The sequence below is a fragment of the Marinobacterium profundum genome (assembly GCF_001528745.1).
In the GTDB taxonomy this organism is placed as follows: domain Bacteria; phylum Pseudomonadota; class Gammaproteobacteria; order Pseudomonadales; family Balneatricaceae; genus Marinobacterium_A; species Marinobacterium_A profundum.
In genome coordinates this window covers 83,113-98,603 of record NZ_BCNS01000091.1, presented here as the reverse complement: position 1 = coordinate 98,603, position 15,491 = coordinate 83,113, and the positions used below count along the sequence as shown (strand labels likewise).

The window sequence follows — 15,491 nt, the reverse complement described above, 5'->3', positions numbered from 1 at the left end:
GGAGTCCTTGTCTGGAGTGAAAAATGGCAGCAGAACCGGTGTTTCATCTGGCCTTTCCCGTGCAGGATCTGGCCGCGACCAAGGCGTTTTATGTACAGGTGCTCGGTTGTGCCCTGGGGCGCGACAGCGACCACTGGGTTGATATCGACTTCTTCGGCCATCAGCTTTCGGCGCACCTGAATACGGATGATCGCAGCATGGCGACCAGTGAAGTGGACGGTATTCAGGTGCCGCTGCGGCATTTCGGCGTGGTACTGGAGAGGCGTGACTGGGATGCCCTGGCCGCTCGCATCAGGGTGGCGGGCGTGCCTTTTCTGATCGAGCCGACACTGCGCTATGCCGGCAAACCGGGCGAGCAGGGAACTTTTTTTATTCTTGATCCAGCGGGTAATGGCTTGGAGTTCAAAAGCTTTACCCATGCCGAGGATCTGTTCACAGACGGCCTCTGACACTAGAGCACTTTCATCTTACATCGACCCAGTGCGATGATTGAGACGAGATTAAGGTGACCCTGTTGGAGCCAGTGCCGGCTGGGATATCGGAGCGGTTTGATGGCGCGTTACTTTCTTTGCTCGTGCAAATAAAGTAACCAAAGAAAGCACGCCCCAATGAAGTCTATTCGCTGCGCTCTGAGATCATTCGGCGGGCTGCACTGACGGTACATCCATGTACCTCATCGCAGGCGCATCAGTCCCTGTTGCGCCCCTTCGGGCCTATTCGTCGAATGACCTCAGTGCTCGCTGGCTTCATAAGGGGGAACAAGAGCCGCTCTGATGTTTCGGTGGCAGTAGGCAACTCGAGCACTTTCATCTTACCTCGCCCCATATCCGGCCACTTCGAAGTAAGGCAGCACTCAGAGCAACCTTGATTTACAGACAAGTATTTCGTGAAAATGCTCTAAGGCGCCTTACTTTTAGGGCTGGCTGTCGCGCACAAAAAACCGCTGCAGGACTTCTCCTGCAGCGGTTTTTTATGTGGGCTCTGTGGTGGTGACGAATCAGGCAGAGCTGTCGGCCTGGATCTCGTGCAGTGCCCAGAGCAGCGGGCTGCGGTCATTTTCCGGCAGTAAGGCGGCCAGTTGATTGACGCTGGCCTGCAGGTCGGTCACAGCACCGCGGTGCAGGTTAACGTGCCCAACCTTGCGGCCTGGTCGAATCTCCTTTTCGTACCAGTGCACGTCGCAGCCCGGTACTGCCAGCCAGTCGGTGGACCAGTCGCGGCCCAGCAGGTTCCACATCACGCTAAGGCCATCGACCGCAGGCGTAAATAGCGGCAGGTCGGTGACGGCGCGCAGGTGCAGCTGGAACTGGCTCGGGTTGGCCCCGGCCTGGGTCCAGTGGCCGCTATTGTGTACGCGCGGTGCCAGCTCATTCACCAGCAAAGTGTCGTCCACAACGAAGCACTCCATGGCCATGACGCCGACATAGTCCAGCTCGACCATGATGCGGGTCAGCCATTCTTCGGCTTTGGCCTGTAGTGGCGCCAGGCGTTTGAGCCCGCCGACACTGGCGTGGAGTATGCCCTGCTGATGCAGGTTCAGCGTTAGCGGGTAGAAAACGCATTTGCCATCGTGGCCGCGGGCACCCACCAGGGATACTTCTTCATCGAACGGAATCATTTTCTCGGCGATGCACTCGCCCAGCCACTCGTCCAGCGCCGGCTCGCCCTGTTTCCAGCGCCACTGACCGCGGCCGTCGTAACCGCCCTGACGGCGCTTGATAACGAGCTTGTCACCCACCAGCGCCAGGTGTTCGGTAGTGTGGTCCGGGGTGACATTGCACCAGGGTGCGGTACCGACCTTGAGGTGGTCGAGCAGGCTCTTCTCGCTAAGGCGGTCGCGGATTAACTGGGTGGCGCGGGCATTGAGAAAGCCAGGGTGAGCCGTTAGCTGGCGGCTGCGTGGCGTATCGGGCCAGAGCTCCTGCTCGACGGTGATGACATCGTCGGCATTAAGCTCTACCGGCTCATTTAGGCTTGGGTCGCAGGGCAGTACTTCGATGCCCATGGGGGCGCCAGCCTGCTTTAGCATGCGGCCCAGCTGGCCGTTACCGATAATGGCGATACGTGGCAGCATCATTCAGCTCCTGGGATCCGGGTTGTCCAGTACCGTCTGGGACTGGGCCGTACGCCACTGCTGCAGACGCTCACGCAAAGCCGGATCGTGCACGGCCAGCATCTGAATGGCCATAAGGCCAGCATTAAAGGCGCCAGCGCCGCCGATCGCCAGGGTGCCGACTGTTACGCCGCGGGGCATCTGCACGATGGAGTACAGGCTGTCCATGCCGCTCAGGGCCTTGCTCTGAACGGGTACACCCAGTACCGGCACCAGCGTCTTGCTGCTGATCATGCCCGGCAGGTGGGCGGCACCGCCGGCGCCGGCGATAATGACTTCAAAACCGCGCTCGGCGGCTTCTTCGGCGAAACGGAACATCCTGTCCGGCGTGCGGTGGGCGGAGACCACCTCGGCATGGTAGGACACACCCAGTGCATCCAGAATGTCGGCAGCCTCTTTCATGGTGGGCCAGTCGGAGCGCGAACCCATCACAATGGCGACTTTTACACTCATCACATTGTCCTGTCAGCTAAATCAAAACGGAAAATTGGCAAGGCGTAATACTGGGCCTGCAGCCTTGCAAAGGCCAGCCGGCAAAAAATGCCAGGCGAGCAGGAAGGCGCATAAAATGGCGCCCCAGTATCACGCGCGCCGGGTTCCATGGAAATAGAGATAGAACGCGGCGGCGAGGAAACCCGATAGAATAAGGCGATACCCTGTCCAAGGCAATGTTATGTCGTGTTTTAACGTCTTTTGGTGCATGTTAAGCCCAATATTGCCACTAAGGGCCTATGGTTGCGGGTCATTGTCCGCGCGCCTTTCCAGCTTGATCCACTGCAGGGCCCATGCTTTAATCGGGCATCATGAAAATCATCACCACACAGCGCCTTCTGGCGGTCTTCGCACTTGTATGCCTGTTACTGAGCCTGTCTTTGCAGAGTAGCGCGCGTATTCAGATGGATGCGCAGCTGATGTCCATGTCCGCCACCCAGATGGGGCAGATGGACAGCGACGACAACTGCGGTGGCTGTGATGATACCGACACCCTGCTGTCGGACTGCGTCAGCGGCGCCTGCGCCAGCGTACCGGCGGTGCTCGACAGCGCCCAGAGCGAGCCTAGGTTACCGCATGCCATGCTGCGGGCGCCTTTGCGTCACTTTCATGCTTCACTCCCCCCGGCTCCCGAGCCTCAGCCTCCCCGGCTATCCCTGATCGTCTGACGCTTATCCGGTTGTCTGTACAGACGGCCTTAGAATCTGTTCAACGACTCTCCACGGGAGCGCTCTATCTTGCTGAGTGTTGTTTCGCATCCCCGGCGTGACCTGCCGTCCCGTGGGTTGTCGTCTTTTATTCTGTGAAGGAAACAAACATGAAACTTTTGAATGCACTGACACTCGTTATTGGGCTGGCATTGTCCGGGCTGATCTGGGCCGCTGAGCCCATCAAGGGAACCCTGTACAAGAATCCGCAATGCGGCTGCTGCCAGGGGCATGCCGATTACCTTGAAGAACAAGGGTTCGAGATTGAGGTGGTCGCGACCGACACCCTGGCAGCTTTCAAGCAGCAAAACGGTGTGCCGGAAAAACTTGAAGGCTGCCATACCCTGCTGATTGATGGCTATGTGGTTGAAGGCCATGTGCCGGCAGACTCGATCCGCCGGCTGCTGGCGGAACGGCCGCAGATTCGCGGTATTTCCGTGCCTGGCATGCCCGCGGGTTCTCCCGGTATGGGTGGGCAGAAAACCGAGCCTCTGAAAATCTATGAACTCGCCGAGGGTATGCCCAAGGTCTTTGCCGTCGAGTAACGTACATTTTGGCTGTATTTTGCCCTGGTAGTTGAGCTGTATTCGGGCCCCGCTGTGCGGGGTTCGATTGCGGCCATCGGGTGCCGTTAAGGTAAAGAAGGCAAGCGCACAGGAGTTAAATCAATGAATACGATGATGGAGTGCATGGGGGGCGGTCACTGGATGATGGCGCTGATGGGCGTTTTGTCGATCAGCGTGGCGGTTTTGCTGATTGCGGCGTTGATCAAGTATCTGCGTCAACCTGCAGGGAATCAGCATGACTAAGGCGGCAACTAAGGGCTCGAGTGTCATGCCCTGGCTGGTGTCTGCGCTGCTGGTACTGGCGCTGGGTGGTGCCCTGCTGGTGCAGTGGCTGAGCCCAACGGGAGGCAAGGCTAATCCGCAGGATGCCGCTCAGGTGGCCGCAGGACAGCTGCTATACGGACAATACTGCATCGCCTGCCACCAGGGGCAGCTCCAGGGTCAGCCTGACTGGCAAAAGCCGCTGCCCAGCGGGCGCATGCCTGCGCCGCCCCATGATGAAAGCGGCCATACCTGGCATCACCCTGATCAGGTACTCTTTGGCATTATCCGCAGTGGCCTGGTACCGCCCTATGCGCCGGTCGGTTACGAGAGTGACATGCCTGCCTTTGGTGGGCAGCTTAGTGATGAACAAATCTGGGACTTGCTGGCTTTTTTAAAAAGTCACTGGTCGCCAAAAATTCAGGCCTGGCAGGAAGATAAAACCCGGCAGTACTGAACGGTCTGTGCCGGTCGCGTGGGCCGGCATCTTATTGAATTCAGAGGGAAAGCAGATGCAAGCAGGTTTAGTACAAGGGTTCGTGCCTCAGGGCATTGCCAGGCGAGCTCTGCAGGGGATCGCCGCCGCTGGGCTGGGACTGGCCATTACCATGGCGACCCAGACCATCGCCGCCGAGGCCGAACATAGTCTGCCCGCTACGGCCGAGTTCGAGCAGCGGGTGAAGGACTATATCCTCAGCAACCCCGAAATAGTGGTACAGGCTTTTCAGCTGTATCAGGCGCAGCAGCAAGTACAAAAGGAAGAGCGGGTGAAGGCGATAGTCGCGCAGAGCGGCGCCCAGTTGCTGGCCGATCCTGAAGCCCCCGTGGGCGGTAATCCCGAGGGTGACGTGACTGTGGTGGAGTTTTTTGACTACAACTGCACTTACTGCAAGAAGGTAGCGCCTGTCATGCATGCGCTCGAGCAGCAGGACAAGGAACTGCGTATCGTTTACAAGGAGTTCCCGATACTGGGGCCCGTCTCCGAATATGCTGCCCGAGCGGCCTTGGCCGCAGATGCCCAGGGCAAGTACCTGGGGCTGCATAACGCCATGATGAATTCATCCCGCCGACTTAGCGAGGCACTGATTCTGGAGTATGCAGCGGATCTGGGGCTGGATATAGACCGGCTCAAAACCGATATGCAGGCCGAGGCAATCAGCGCTCAGTTTGCGCGTAACCGCGCCCTGGCCCGTTCGCTGGGCATCACAGGTACACCGGGCTTTGTGATTGGCGCTGAAATTGTTGGTGGCGCTGCGGATCAGGCGACCTTTGAAAACCTGATAGCACGGGCGCGGCAGAATCCCTGATTTTTTGGGCGTTATCGCCATTGATAATGCGCTGCGAGTGATAAACTCGCAGCGCATTATCAGACTCATCAGTATCAAGACACCAGGGCAATCCGATGACAGCAATACCCGACAGCCGCCGCGCTGTGGCAAAAAAATATGGCGTAGTGGCGCTTTCGGTTTTGATTCTGGGAGCGGTATTGCTGTTTCCCAAGCTTTATCAACCGGCGGGCCGGGCGAGCGAGGCATTGCTGTCCGGCGAGGTTATAAGCGCGCCTGCCTGTGATTTTGCCCAGGGTGCCTGTATTGCCAGTCGTGGTGAATTGAATCTGGAGCTGGCGGTGGAGGCCCCTGTGCTGGCGTCCTATCAGCCGCTGAACTTCAGTCTCAAGGTCAGCGGCATGGAGCCCGATACTGCGCGCATTGAGTTCGAGGGCGTTGACATGTTTATGGGTGTTAATGAGCTGGCGCTGCTGCCTGCGGGCCCTGGGCAGTTTAACGGTACCCTGGCGTTGCCTGGTCATGCCCATGCCATGGCATGGCGCGCCCGGGTGCAGTTGGTGCAGGCCGGTACACTGGTGGAGAGCGCCTTTCAGTTCGACCTCAAATAGCGGCTGTCCGACTGTCGGGCTTTTCCGCATGGATGCAGGGCGAAGCGGGATGCCCGAGTCGAGTAGGTGTGTGTTAAGTCCGATAGGCTGTTAAGGCTGCAACAGCCTGGACAGTTCTACCCAGCGTACCCGCACGTCTTCACCCGTCTGGTAATACTTGAACAGCTCCTTGAGCGGCGATGAAAAATCCTTGTGGGCGGCGAGCGCGGCAACAAGAGCGCCGAAGGTGAGCTTCCCTTCGATGACCAGGTAACCACCGATGGTGTAGAAGAAGAACGGTGTCAGATGGGTGGCGAAGTTGTAAAGCCCCTTCATCAGGAACTTGCGCCGGAATATTTCGACGCGGATGCTTTGAAGGTTGCGGATGGAACGCATTGCCCGCGCCGTTTTGCTGTAGGACGATGCCGGCATTTCGCCGATGATCTGCCCAAGGTTACGCACTTCCTGCATGCGGTCACGGCCGAGCTTATTGACCTTCTTTTGCAGGTGGGGAATTACCACCAGTTGTAGCGGCAGCAGTGATATGGCGGCGGCCCCCAGCAGTGGGTCCTGCATAAACAGAAAGAACAGGATGGTGAGAAAGGTGCCGCCCTGGAATACGGGCAGTACGATAATGTCCCCCGCGAAGCCGGCGATGGCTTCCACTTCCTGCACGATCACCGGAATTATCTGACTATGACCGTTGTCGCGCTCGCGCCTGTGCCAGATGCTGTACACCTTGACGCGCAGCCTGCGCAATACCGACTCAGCCAGTAGTCCCTTGGACAGGTTAAGGGAATACTTCAGCGAGCCGCTGAGCAGAATCGTCAGCAGGTACAGCAGGCAAAGACCAAACAGGAATTCAATCTGCTGCGCTTCGATGCCAATAATCTGAATGGGGAAATCATCGGAGCCGATAGCATGGTTGATGATGTGCTTGGGAATCTCCAGTGTGACATACAGTAATGGCAGTGCCGTCAGGGCCAGTCCAAGCAGCATGAGTTGCTGCCGGCCAGTATGCTGGATGATATAGCTGTATACCGAACCCTGGATGGCCGAGTTGCGTTCCTTGTTGCGCTCTTTATTGTGAATTCGACGGCGTGACAGCGGGTCAGGATTGGCCTGCAGATAGCGGCGTACGCTTGTCTGCAGTCGCAGAGCCAGCACTGCCACCATGGTTACAGGCGCACCAAGCAGGATCCAGTGCACAGTGGTGTGTAGCCACCAGTGGGAATGACTGAAATAGGCGGAGACGAGGTCGTCACCAAACAGATGAATTTGTTGCAGCATAGAGGGAGACCGTTAAAGGGTTCATCGCTGCGAAAACGTTCGAACTGCGTGAGCAAAGTACCCACGAGTCCGAACAGGGGAAGCTGAATCTGATGCAGCCGGCGCCTGCAAAGCGTCGGCTGCGGTATCTTGGCTTAGTGTGCAGCTGGACGTTGCGCCCAGAGCCAAGGATGGCTCCGGGTTTTCACCAGGATATCGGCGAGTAAATGAGGATGTACAGTATGCTTTCATAGCCTGCACCCCCACTAACATCTGTACTACTAAAACCAGGTCGAGACGCCGAACATCAGGGAGCTGACTTCCGTATCTTCGCCTTCCGTGCGTGCCGTCCTTGTGGGCATAGTGCCGGGAGCACTCTCCCGGCTCACGTCGCCCATCGAGTAGAGGGCGGTGTGAGTTTAGGGGCCACAAGGGGAGACCGCAGATCCGACTGGCTCTATTCTCAGAACCAGGCCGAAACGCCAATCACGACAGAGCCGACTTCCGTATCTTCGCCTTCCTCGCGAGCAAAGTCCGCCGTGTTACCGAAGGATTTCTCCCAGTTCACACCCACATAAGGGGTGAACTTGCGGCTAATTTCATAGCGCAGGCGGACGCCGACTTCAGCGCTGCTGAGGCCTGAGCCGACACCGATTTCCTCGTCGTCACTGAAAGCAACGGTGAGTTCGGCAGAAGGCTGCAGCACGAGTCGCTGAGTCAGCAGCAGGTCGTATTCGGCTTCGATACTGGCCGAAACGTCGCCTTTGTTGCTCAGAAACAGGTTGGCATCCACTTCAAACCAGTAAGGCGCCAGCCCCTGCAAGCCTGCTACTGCGTAGGTGCGGGAAGGTCCGGGTTGACTGTCGTAGCGAATCCCAAACTGGGCGTCGAAAAACTCAGACACCAGACGCTGATACAGCAGTTGATGTTCAGCACTCTCTGTCGGGCCGTTGTTCAGGCGCTCGCCGCTGGTCTTGAAGGCCATGCCCTGGTAATCGGTACGGGCATTGATCTGGGCTTCCCAGCTCAGTACATCTTCCCCGTCCTGATGGCGGGTTTCGAAACGGTCCAGCATGAACTTGGTCATGATGGAGTCGTCTTTCATCTCTGCGCTGGCGAAAGACGAAACACCCAGTGCCAGGGTTGCCCCCAGCAGTAGCGCGGATGCGCAGGCGGTCTTTTTGACGGTCATGCAGTTCCCCTTTCTCATTGCGCCGCAGCCGGAACGACGGCCTCCTCAACGATTACCTTGCGGAACATGCCCGCAGCCATGTGGTACATCAGATGGCAATGGAAAGCCCACTCGCCCAGTGCATCCACAGGTACATCGACGGTCAGCGTGGTGTTGGGTGCCACGTTAACAGTGTGCTTGAGCGGGCTGAATCGGCCGTTGCCCTTGTCGAGCTGCATCCACATGCCATGCAGGTGCATGGGGTGCATCATCATGGTGTCGTTGACGAACTTGATGCGTACCCGCTCACCCATTTTCAGGCGTACCGGCTCTGCATCGGAGTACTTGATACCGTTGATGGACCAGAAGTAGCGCTCCATGTTGCCGGTCAGGCGCAGCTCGATTTCGCGATCCGGTTCACGGTAGTCGGCGAAGGGGGTCTGGGCCTTGAGGTCGGCGTATACCAGGAACTTGCCACCGTTGGCTGCTTCAGGCGTAAGGCCGCTGCCTGGTGCATAGTCGCTATTGGCAGAAGAGCTGCCCATCATCATCTTGGAATGGTCCATAGCTTCCATTCCAGCCATTCCAGCCATCTTGGAGTGATCCATGCCTTTCATGTCAGCCATGCCGGCCATCTTGGAGTGGTCCATGCCTTTCATGTCAGCCATACCGGCCATCTTGGAGTGATCCATGCCTTTCATGTCAGCCATGCCGGCCATCTTGGAGTGATCCATGCCTTTCATGTCAGCCATGCCGGCCATCTTGGAATGATCCATGCCTTCCATACCTGCCATGCTGGAATGATCCATGCCACCCATGCTGGCCATGCTCATGTCGGACATGGTGAGCAGCAGGCTGTCACGCAACTCGGGAACTTCGGCTGCCATGCCTTCGCGCGGGGCCAGGGTGCCGCGGGCATAACCGGTACGGGATACGGACTCAGCGAAGATAGTGAAGGCCTTGTCTTCGCGCGGGCGTACGATCACATCGTAGGTCTCGGCGACGGCGATGCGGAACTCATCGACGGTAACCGGTTGTACATTGTTGCCATCGGACTGCACCACGGTCATTTCCAGACCGGGAATGCGTACGTCGAAATAGCTCATGGCAGAGCCGTTGATGAAGCGCAGGCGAATCCGCTCACCCTTCTCGAACAGCGCTGTCCAGTTGGTTTCCGGCGCCTTGCCGTTCATCAGGAAGGTGTAACCCGATACGTCGGCGATGTCAGTGGGCATCATGCGCATGCTGCCCCAGGACAGACGGTCCTTGAGTGCCGCGCTCCAGCCGTTGGCTTTTACATCATCGAAGAAGTCGCCAACCGTCTGCTGGCTGTAGTTGTAGTAGTCGCTCTGGGCCTTGAGGTTGGCGAAGATCTGATCGCCGGTCTCATCGGACCAGTCAGACAGCATAACCACGTACTCGCGGTCGACCTTGAAGGGCTCACGTTTCTCCGCCTCGATCACGATAGAGCCGAATACACCTTCCTGCTCCTGAAAACCAGAGTGGCTGTGGTACCAGTAAGTGCCTGATTGCTTGATTGGGAACTGGTAGCTGAAGGTTTCGCCCGGCTTGATACCGTCAAAGCTGATACCCGGCACGCCATCCATCTGGTAGGGAAGTAGCAGCCCGTGCCAGTGAATGGAGCTGTCGACGTCCAGACGGTTGGTGACGTTGATAGTCACATCTTCGCCTTCCTTGAATCGCAGCGTTGGCCCCGGCAGCTGACCATTGATGGTCATGGCCTTTTTGTCTTTGCCGGTAATATTGACGATTTGCTCGTCGATGACCAGGTCGTAGGTTCCAGCCATGGCGCCAAGCGGCGCCATGCTGGCGATGGCCAGAATTAATCCTTTCATCATTCTGAGTCGCATCAGGATCTCCTAAAATGGTGGAACGGTTAGGCCTGAATCAGTGGCTGGAAACTTCACCCACCATGCCTGCCTGATAGTGGCCTGGCATGTTGCAGGCGAATTCCAGCTCAGCATCGCCTGAGAAGGTCCAGGTTATTTCCTTGGACTCGCCCGGTGCCAGCAGAATGCTGTTGGGATCGTCATGCTTCATGCCTTCCATGCCTTCCATGCCGCTATGGTCCATTTCAACCATGCCGGTCGGCGTCATCATGCCGTGCTCCATCATCTTTAGCATTTCGCTCTGATGGTTCTTGTGCATAGCCGCTGTGCCGATGTTGAATTCGTGCAGCAGTACGCCTTCGTTCTTCAGCTGAAAACGCACGGTTTCACCGGCTTTCACTTCCAGCGTATCGACTTCGTAGTAGTTGTCATAAAGTGCCATGGTAACGGTGCGAGTGGCTTGTGCAGCAACACCGGGCTTGCCGATATTAGGAGCCGCCTCGTCACTGTGCCCACCATGGGTGCCACCGGCGATGGCTAGGGGAGCCAGGGCAGAAAGACAGAATGCAGCTACAAGAGGCTTGATAGAGAACATGGTGTAATCCTTTTTCGGTTTCTTAGATGACTGCGTTCAAGTGTACTGGCCCATGCCTGACAGTAACCTGACCCCAGCATTACATTTCTGTCAGCTTGTGGTTTTGACCTGGTCTTCAATGCAGAATGAAAGACCAAAGAAAATATTTCATAACGCGGAAACTTCAGCCCATGAAAATACTGCTGGCGGAAGATGAGCCCAAGATCGGAACCTATCTGCAAAAAGGCCTGAGCGAGGCTGGCTTCAGCGTGGAGCGCACCGAAAACGGTGCCGATGCCCTGCAACGGGTGCTGAATGATCAGTACGGCCTGCTGATTCTGGATGTCATGATGCCGGGGCTGGATGGCTGGGCGGTCATCCGGGAGCTGCGTGAACGCGGTGAGGAATTGCCGGTGCTGTTCCTTACCGCCCGTGACGGTGTCGACGATCGGGTCAAGGGGCTGGAGCTTGGCGCCGATGATTACCTGACCAAGCCCTTTGCCTTTTCAGAGCTGCTGGCCCGGGTGCGTACCCTGCTGCGGCGCAGCAACCAGGCCCCGGCGCAGACCAGCCTGCAGGTTGCCGATCTGGAAGTTGAACTGATGAAGCGCAGGGTTTATCGAGGGGGCAAACGCATTGATCTGACCGCCAAGGAATACGCCTTGCTCGAGCTGCTGTTGCGCAGACGTGGTGAGGTGTTGTCCAAGTCGCTGATTGCCTCCCAGGTCTGGGACATGAATTTTGACAGTGACACCAACGTGATCGAGGTGGCGATACGGCGTCTGCGCAGCAAGATCGACGACGGCTACAATCCGCGCCTGATTCAGACGGTGCGCGGCATGGGGTATGTGCTTGAAATCCCTCTGCCCTGACCGCTTTTCCTCGCTTGTGGCTAAAGTCTTGCAGGCGCGACATGGATGCTTTTCCCCGTTGCAAAGGAGTAGCGATCCGTGAGAATACCGACACTGACAATGCGCCTGAGCCTGATGTTCTCGCTGGCGGTACTCTCTGTACTGCTGCTGGCGGGTATCCTGTTCAAGCAATTGAGCATGATGCATTTTGGCATGCTTGATCAGCAGGAACTCTCGAGCAAGGCGCAGAGTGCGGCGGGCATACTGCAACAGGTGACAGATAGGTCGGCTTTTGAGCGCCGCCTGCCGGAACTGCGGGCTTTGCTGTCCCATCACCCGGGGCTGGCGGCCATGATTCGCGGGCCCGAAGGCGAGCTCTGGTTTGCCGAACCTGCCGCGCTCCAGGTCCCAGCCCGCCTGTTGTCAGGTCTGAGTGACAAGGCCTGGGAGTGGGAAAGCCAGGACAGGTTCTATCGTGGGCTTAATCGTGAACTGCCGTTGCCGGGAAATCGGACTCTGCGCATCGAACTGGTACTCGACAGCACCCTGCATCAGCGTTATCTGCACTCCCTGACCCATTGGTTCTGGGTTGGCTTCTCCCTTTGCGCCCTGTTCAGCGCAGGGCTGGGTTGGCTAGTGGCGCGCAATGGCCTCAGGCCCGTGCGTTCAGTAACCCAGGTGGTGTCGTCGATATCGGCGCAGTCACTGTCTGATCGTGTTCCCATGCAGGAGGTGCCGGGCGAGTTGCAGGGGCTGGCGCACAGCTTCAATTCAATGCTGCAGCGCCTGGACGATGACTTTGTACGGTTGTCCAACTTTTCCTCCGACATCGCCCACGAACTGCGCACCCCTATCAGCAGCCTGATTACCCATACCGAGGTTGTGCTGTCGCGGGAGCGCCGTTCTGAGGAGTACCACGAAGCGCTCTACTCGAACCTGGAAGAGTTGCAGCGCATGGCGAAGATGGTGGAGGAAATGTTGTTTATCGCCAAGGCCGACAATGCCCTGATCGTGCCCGAGCATCAGCCTGTTGAGATGAACGCGCTTGTTAATCAACTATTTGAATACTATGAGCTGCTAGCCGAAGAAGACGGTATTTCCCTGTGCTGCAGCGGCCAGGGCACACTGATGGGCGACGCTTCAATGCTGCGCCGGGCGCTGTCTAATCTGCTGTCCAATGCGATCCGGCACTCGGTCGAGGGCGGCACTGTCACGGTGGGCATTGTCACCGGTGCACAGAGTCTGGAAGTTAGCGTCACCAATGTCGGCACAGTGATTCCGCCTGAGCATATAGAGCGGCTGTTCGATCGCTTTTACCGTGCAGATCCTGCACGCCGTGAAGGTCACAGTAGTCATGCAGGCCTGGGTCTTGCAATCACCCGTTCCATCGTGCAATCCCACGGCGGCACCTTGGCCTGCGAATCCAGTGAGTCCAGCACCCGCTTTACGGCCTTCTTTCCGCTGGCGGGCGATCCCAGTCAGGTTTGAGCTGCTGACGCGGCCTGTTTTAGTTCTTGCCGTGCCCTGTGTGTCACCTGCCAGGCGCTGCTCAGTGCCAGAACCGCCATCAGTGTGCCCACGGCCAGATCCGGCCAGGCGGTTTGGGTACCAAATACCCCCAGGGCTGCCAGCAGTACCGCGACGTTGCCGATGGCATCGTTGCGGGTGCAGAGCCAGACGCTGCGCATATTGCTGTCACCATCCCTATAGGCCCACAGCAGCCAGGCCACAGCCAGGTTGGTAATCAGTGCCAGGGTGCCAATAACCCCCATGGTCGGGGCATCCGGCAGAATGCCGCTGTACAGGTGCCAGAGCGCAGTTCCCAGTATCCAGATGCCAAATGCCGCCATGCTGAAGGCCTTAAGCAGTGAAGCCCTGGCGCGAATGGCCAGCCCCAGCCCCAGTACCCACAGGCTGATGCCGTAGTTGGCTGAGTCGCCTAGAAAATCCAGCGAGTCAGCCAGCAGCGATACTGAGCCTGCCCGCATTCCCGCCGTGATCTCGACGCCAAACATGGCGAGATTGAGCAGCAAGGCAATCCAGAGTACCCGGCGGTAGGCGGCGCTATTCAGCCCTGTATTAGCTTGTGGTTCGCAGCAATGTGTACCCATTTTGTCGTCCTTTGGGGTTATGTAGCAGCCTGGCGGACTTAACACTGATCTACTGCGGAAAAGCCGACTTTGGTCATTTTTCGTGCTCTTTTTGTTAAATAGAACCACTATTCGCCTCAAAAGAGCCCAAAAACTGCCTCAAAACAGACTTCCCTCGCTACGACCGGCCAAGCCCAGCAGGCTGCCAATCAACTATAGCTGCTATGCTAAACCCTGTAGCAACTACGGGGTCAAGCCATGGCTGAGAGCTATTCAATCGGGCAATTGAGCAAGGCATCAGGAGTGAATCTTGAAACCGTGCGATATTACGAGCGCATCGGGCTCTTGCCGGCACCGCAGCGGGCAGCCAACGGTTATCGCCGCTATACGAAGGAGTCGGCCAGACGGCTGCGCTTCATCCGTCGGGGTCGGGAGCTGGGCTTTGGCATAGAGGCGATCCGTACTCTGTTGCAGCTCGCGAATTATCCACAGGAGCCCTGTCACGAAGCGGATCAGTTAACTCGGGCGCATCTGCAGGATGTGGAAGCGAAGATCGCGGATCTGCAGGCCATGCGGCAGGAGCTGGAGCGACTGGCATGCTGCGACAGCGACAGTGCCGAGCACTGTCGTCTCATAGAAGCGCTGGACAGGGATGGGGAGTGAAAGCTAGCTGTGGTGCTATCGCTGCGTTAAAAATCGGCTCAAATCGGTCACTTATAGGCTATAAACTCCCTCATTTCGACGATTTTTGCGCTAGCTGCCTCGCCAACGCTTTTCAACAGCTTGTTAGGTTGTCAGGTCGGGGGAAGCTGCTGCAACATCGCACTGTAGCCTGCGCGAAAGTCTGGGTAGATGAAGCGATAGCCGCTGGCACGAAGCAGGGTATTGCTGCAACGTTTGCTGCCGCCCCGGCGCAACGCCTGGTTGGTATTTATTGGCACGCCCAGTGTCGTTGCCAGCCACTGGCTGACCTCGTGCAGGGTGGCGGGCGTGTCGTCGCTGGCCAGATAGGTGGGGGCCAGAGCTTCACCTTGCAGATGCAGGTTGATCAGGTGCTGCAGCACGCCGGCACAGTCGTCCCGGTGGATGCGGTTGCTGTAGTGTTCGGGCAAGGCCGGTGCGCCAAGTCCGCTGCGCACCTGGTTAATCAGGTGATTGCGGCCCGGGCCATAGATGCCGCTAAAACGCACGATCGAGGCATTAATGCCGCAACTGAGCGCCAGTTGTTCGGCCTGCAGCATGACCTGGCCGCTGAAGCGGTCAGGCTCGGTCGGGCTCTGTTCATCCACCATGCTGCCATCAGCCTGATGGTAAACCCCGCTGCTGGAGGTAAACAGTAGCAAGCGGGGTGCGGCCGGCAGTGCGGTCAGTACATTGGCAAGGCCACCGACATAGGCGGCGCGATAACCTGCCTCGTCATGGTTACTGGCTGCGGCGCAATACACCAGGATATCGCATCGCGGCAATTGACCGCTCAGGCTGGCCGGGTTGGTCAGATCCCCTGTGATCCCTTGGATGCCTGCTGGTAGCTGGTTTATAGTACGGCGCAGGCCAAACACCTTGTGCCCCGCCGCGGTCAGTGCCAGACCCAGTGTGCTGCCAACGTCGCCGCAGCCTGCGATCAGAATTTGCTGCTTGTGCATGGGCCTGTCTCCCAGTTGTGCCGGCCGC

18 protein-coding genes are annotated in these 15,491 nt (G+C 57.8%); 10 read left to right on the top strand and 8 right to left on the bottom strand.

The annotated features are described in order from the left end of the window. Positions 1-23: 23 nt before the first annotated feature. Positions 24-449, top strand: a complete 426-nt coding sequence (locus MPRO_RS06455; protein WP_067289052.1) for a VOC family protein — start codon at positions 24-26, stop codon at positions 447-449. Between the two features lie 548 nt (positions 450-997). Here MPRO_RS06455 and purK read toward each other — a convergent pair. Together purK and purE are read right to left on the bottom strand one after the other, a co-directional pair. Continuing rightward, the gene (gene purK / locus MPRO_RS06450; RefSeq protein ID WP_082708497.1) at positions 998-2,077 is read right to left on the bottom strand and encodes a 5-(carboxyamino)imidazole ribonucleotide synthase; all 1,080 of its coding nucleotides are present in this window, start codon (positions 2,075-2,077) and stop codon (positions 998-1,000) included. Beyond that, entirely contained in the window at positions 2,078-2,566 is a 489-nt protein-coding gene (purE, locus tag MPRO_RS06445; RefSeq protein ID WP_067289049.1) for a 5-(carboxyamino)imidazole ribonucleotide mutase, read from the bottom strand. It lies immediately after the preceding gene. 350 nt (positions 2,567-2,916) lie between these two features. On the opposite strand from purE, the gene MPRO_RS06440 reads away from it, so the two are divergent. The 6 genes from MPRO_RS06440 to MPRO_RS06420 all read left to right on the top strand — a co-directional run bounded on the left by MPRO_RS06440 (position 2,917) and on the right by MPRO_RS06420 (position 6,036). Then, a complete protein-coding gene (locus MPRO_RS06440) occupies positions 2,917-3,273 on the top strand; it encodes a hypothetical protein (protein ID WP_067289045.1) in 357 nt (118 codons plus the stop codon). Between the two features lie 149 nt (positions 3,274-3,422). Continuing rightward, positions 3,423-3,857: a DUF411 domain-containing protein gene (locus MPRO_RS06435; protein ID WP_067289042.1), complete on the top strand. Its 435-nt coding sequence runs from the start codon at positions 3,423-3,425 to the stop codon at positions 3,855-3,857. Between the two features lie 123 nt (positions 3,858-3,980). Further along, positions 3,981-4,121 carry a hypothetical protein gene (locus tag MPRO_RS26075; protein WP_173645500.1) on the top strand — a complete coding sequence of 47 codons (141 nt, stop codon included), beginning with the start codon at positions 3,981-3,983 and terminating at the stop codon, positions 4,119-4,121. Continuing rightward, a complete protein-coding gene (locus MPRO_RS06430) occupies positions 4,114-4,596 on the top strand; it encodes a c-type cytochrome (protein WP_067289038.1) in 483 nt (160 codons plus the stop codon). Before MPRO_RS26075 ends, MPRO_RS06430 begins: the two co-directional genes overlap by 8 nt. A 55-nt stretch (positions 4,597-4,651) precedes the next feature. Continuing rightward, on the top strand, positions 4,652-5,446 hold the full coding sequence (locus MPRO_RS06425; RefSeq protein ID WP_067289035.1) for a DsbA family protein: 795 nt from the start codon (positions 4,652-4,654) through the stop codon (positions 5,444-5,446). A 95-nt stretch (positions 5,447-5,541) separates the two neighbouring features. Continuing rightward, positions 5,542-6,036, top strand: a complete 495-nt coding sequence (locus tag MPRO_RS06420) for a hypothetical protein (RefSeq protein WP_067289031.1) — start codon at positions 5,542-5,544, stop codon at positions 6,034-6,036. Positions 6,037-6,126: 90 nt separating this feature from the next. Here MPRO_RS06420 and MPRO_RS06415 read toward each other — a convergent pair whose 3' ends face one another. The 4 genes from MPRO_RS06415 to MPRO_RS06400 all read right to left on the bottom strand — a co-directional run bounded on the left by MPRO_RS06415 (position 6,127) and on the right by MPRO_RS06400 (position 10,900). Continuing rightward, positions 6,127-7,305, bottom strand: a complete 1,179-nt coding sequence (locus MPRO_RS06415) for an ABC transporter transmembrane domain-containing protein (protein ID WP_067289027.1) — start codon at positions 7,303-7,305, stop codon at positions 6,127-6,129. 442 nt (positions 7,306-7,747) lie between these two features. Then, entirely contained in the window at positions 7,748-8,476 is a 729-nt protein-coding gene (locus MPRO_RS06410) for a copper resistance protein B (protein WP_067289025.1), read from the bottom strand. A 14-nt stretch (positions 8,477-8,490) separates the two neighbouring features. Beyond that, the gene (locus MPRO_RS06405; RefSeq protein ID WP_082708493.1) at positions 8,491-10,326 is read right to left on the bottom strand and encodes a copper resistance system multicopper oxidase; all 1,836 of its coding nucleotides are present in this window, start codon (positions 10,324-10,326) and stop codon (positions 8,491-8,493) included. A gap of 37 nt (positions 10,327-10,363) precedes the next feature. Beyond that, a complete protein-coding gene (locus tag MPRO_RS06400; RefSeq protein ID WP_067289019.1) occupies positions 10,364-10,900 on the bottom strand; it encodes a cupredoxin domain-containing protein in 537 nt (178 codons plus the stop codon). A 170-nt stretch (positions 10,901-11,070) separates the two neighbouring features. Here MPRO_RS06400 and MPRO_RS06395 point away from each other — a divergent pair, with 170 nt between their 5' ends. Then, positions 11,071-11,751, top strand: coding sequence for a heavy metal response regulator transcription factor (locus MPRO_RS06395; RefSeq protein ID WP_067289016.1), 681 nt, complete (start codon positions 11,071-11,073; stop codon positions 11,749-11,751). A 78-nt stretch (positions 11,752-11,829) separates the two neighbouring features. Beyond that, positions 11,830-13,218: a heavy metal sensor histidine kinase gene (locus MPRO_RS06390; protein ID WP_067289013.1), complete on the top strand. Its 1,389-nt coding sequence runs from the start codon at positions 11,830-11,832 to the stop codon at positions 13,216-13,218. On the opposite strand, the gene MPRO_RS06385 is transcribed toward MPRO_RS06390, so the two are convergent. Then, a complete protein-coding gene (locus MPRO_RS06385; RefSeq protein WP_067289011.1) occupies positions 13,209-13,841 on the bottom strand; it encodes a cation efflux transmembrane domain-containing protein in 633 nt (210 codons plus the stop codon). The two genes, MPRO_RS06390 and MPRO_RS06385, sit on opposite strands and share 10 nt — an antisense overlap. Positions 13,842-14,078: 237 nt before the next feature. Here MPRO_RS06385 and MPRO_RS06380 point away from each other — a divergent pair, with 237 nt between their 5' ends. Continuing rightward, complete coding sequence (locus MPRO_RS06380) at positions 14,079-14,483, top strand: MerR family DNA-binding protein (RefSeq protein WP_067289009.1); 405 nt, start codon at positions 14,079-14,081, stop codon at positions 14,481-14,483. A 131-nt stretch (positions 14,484-14,614) separates the two neighbouring features. On the opposite strand, the gene MPRO_RS06375 is transcribed toward MPRO_RS06380, so the two are convergent. Next, positions 14,615-15,463, bottom strand: coding sequence for an SDR family oxidoreductase (locus tag MPRO_RS06375; protein ID WP_067289007.1), 849 nt, complete (start codon positions 15,461-15,463; stop codon positions 14,615-14,617). Positions 15,464-15,491: the final 28 nt, after the last annotated feature.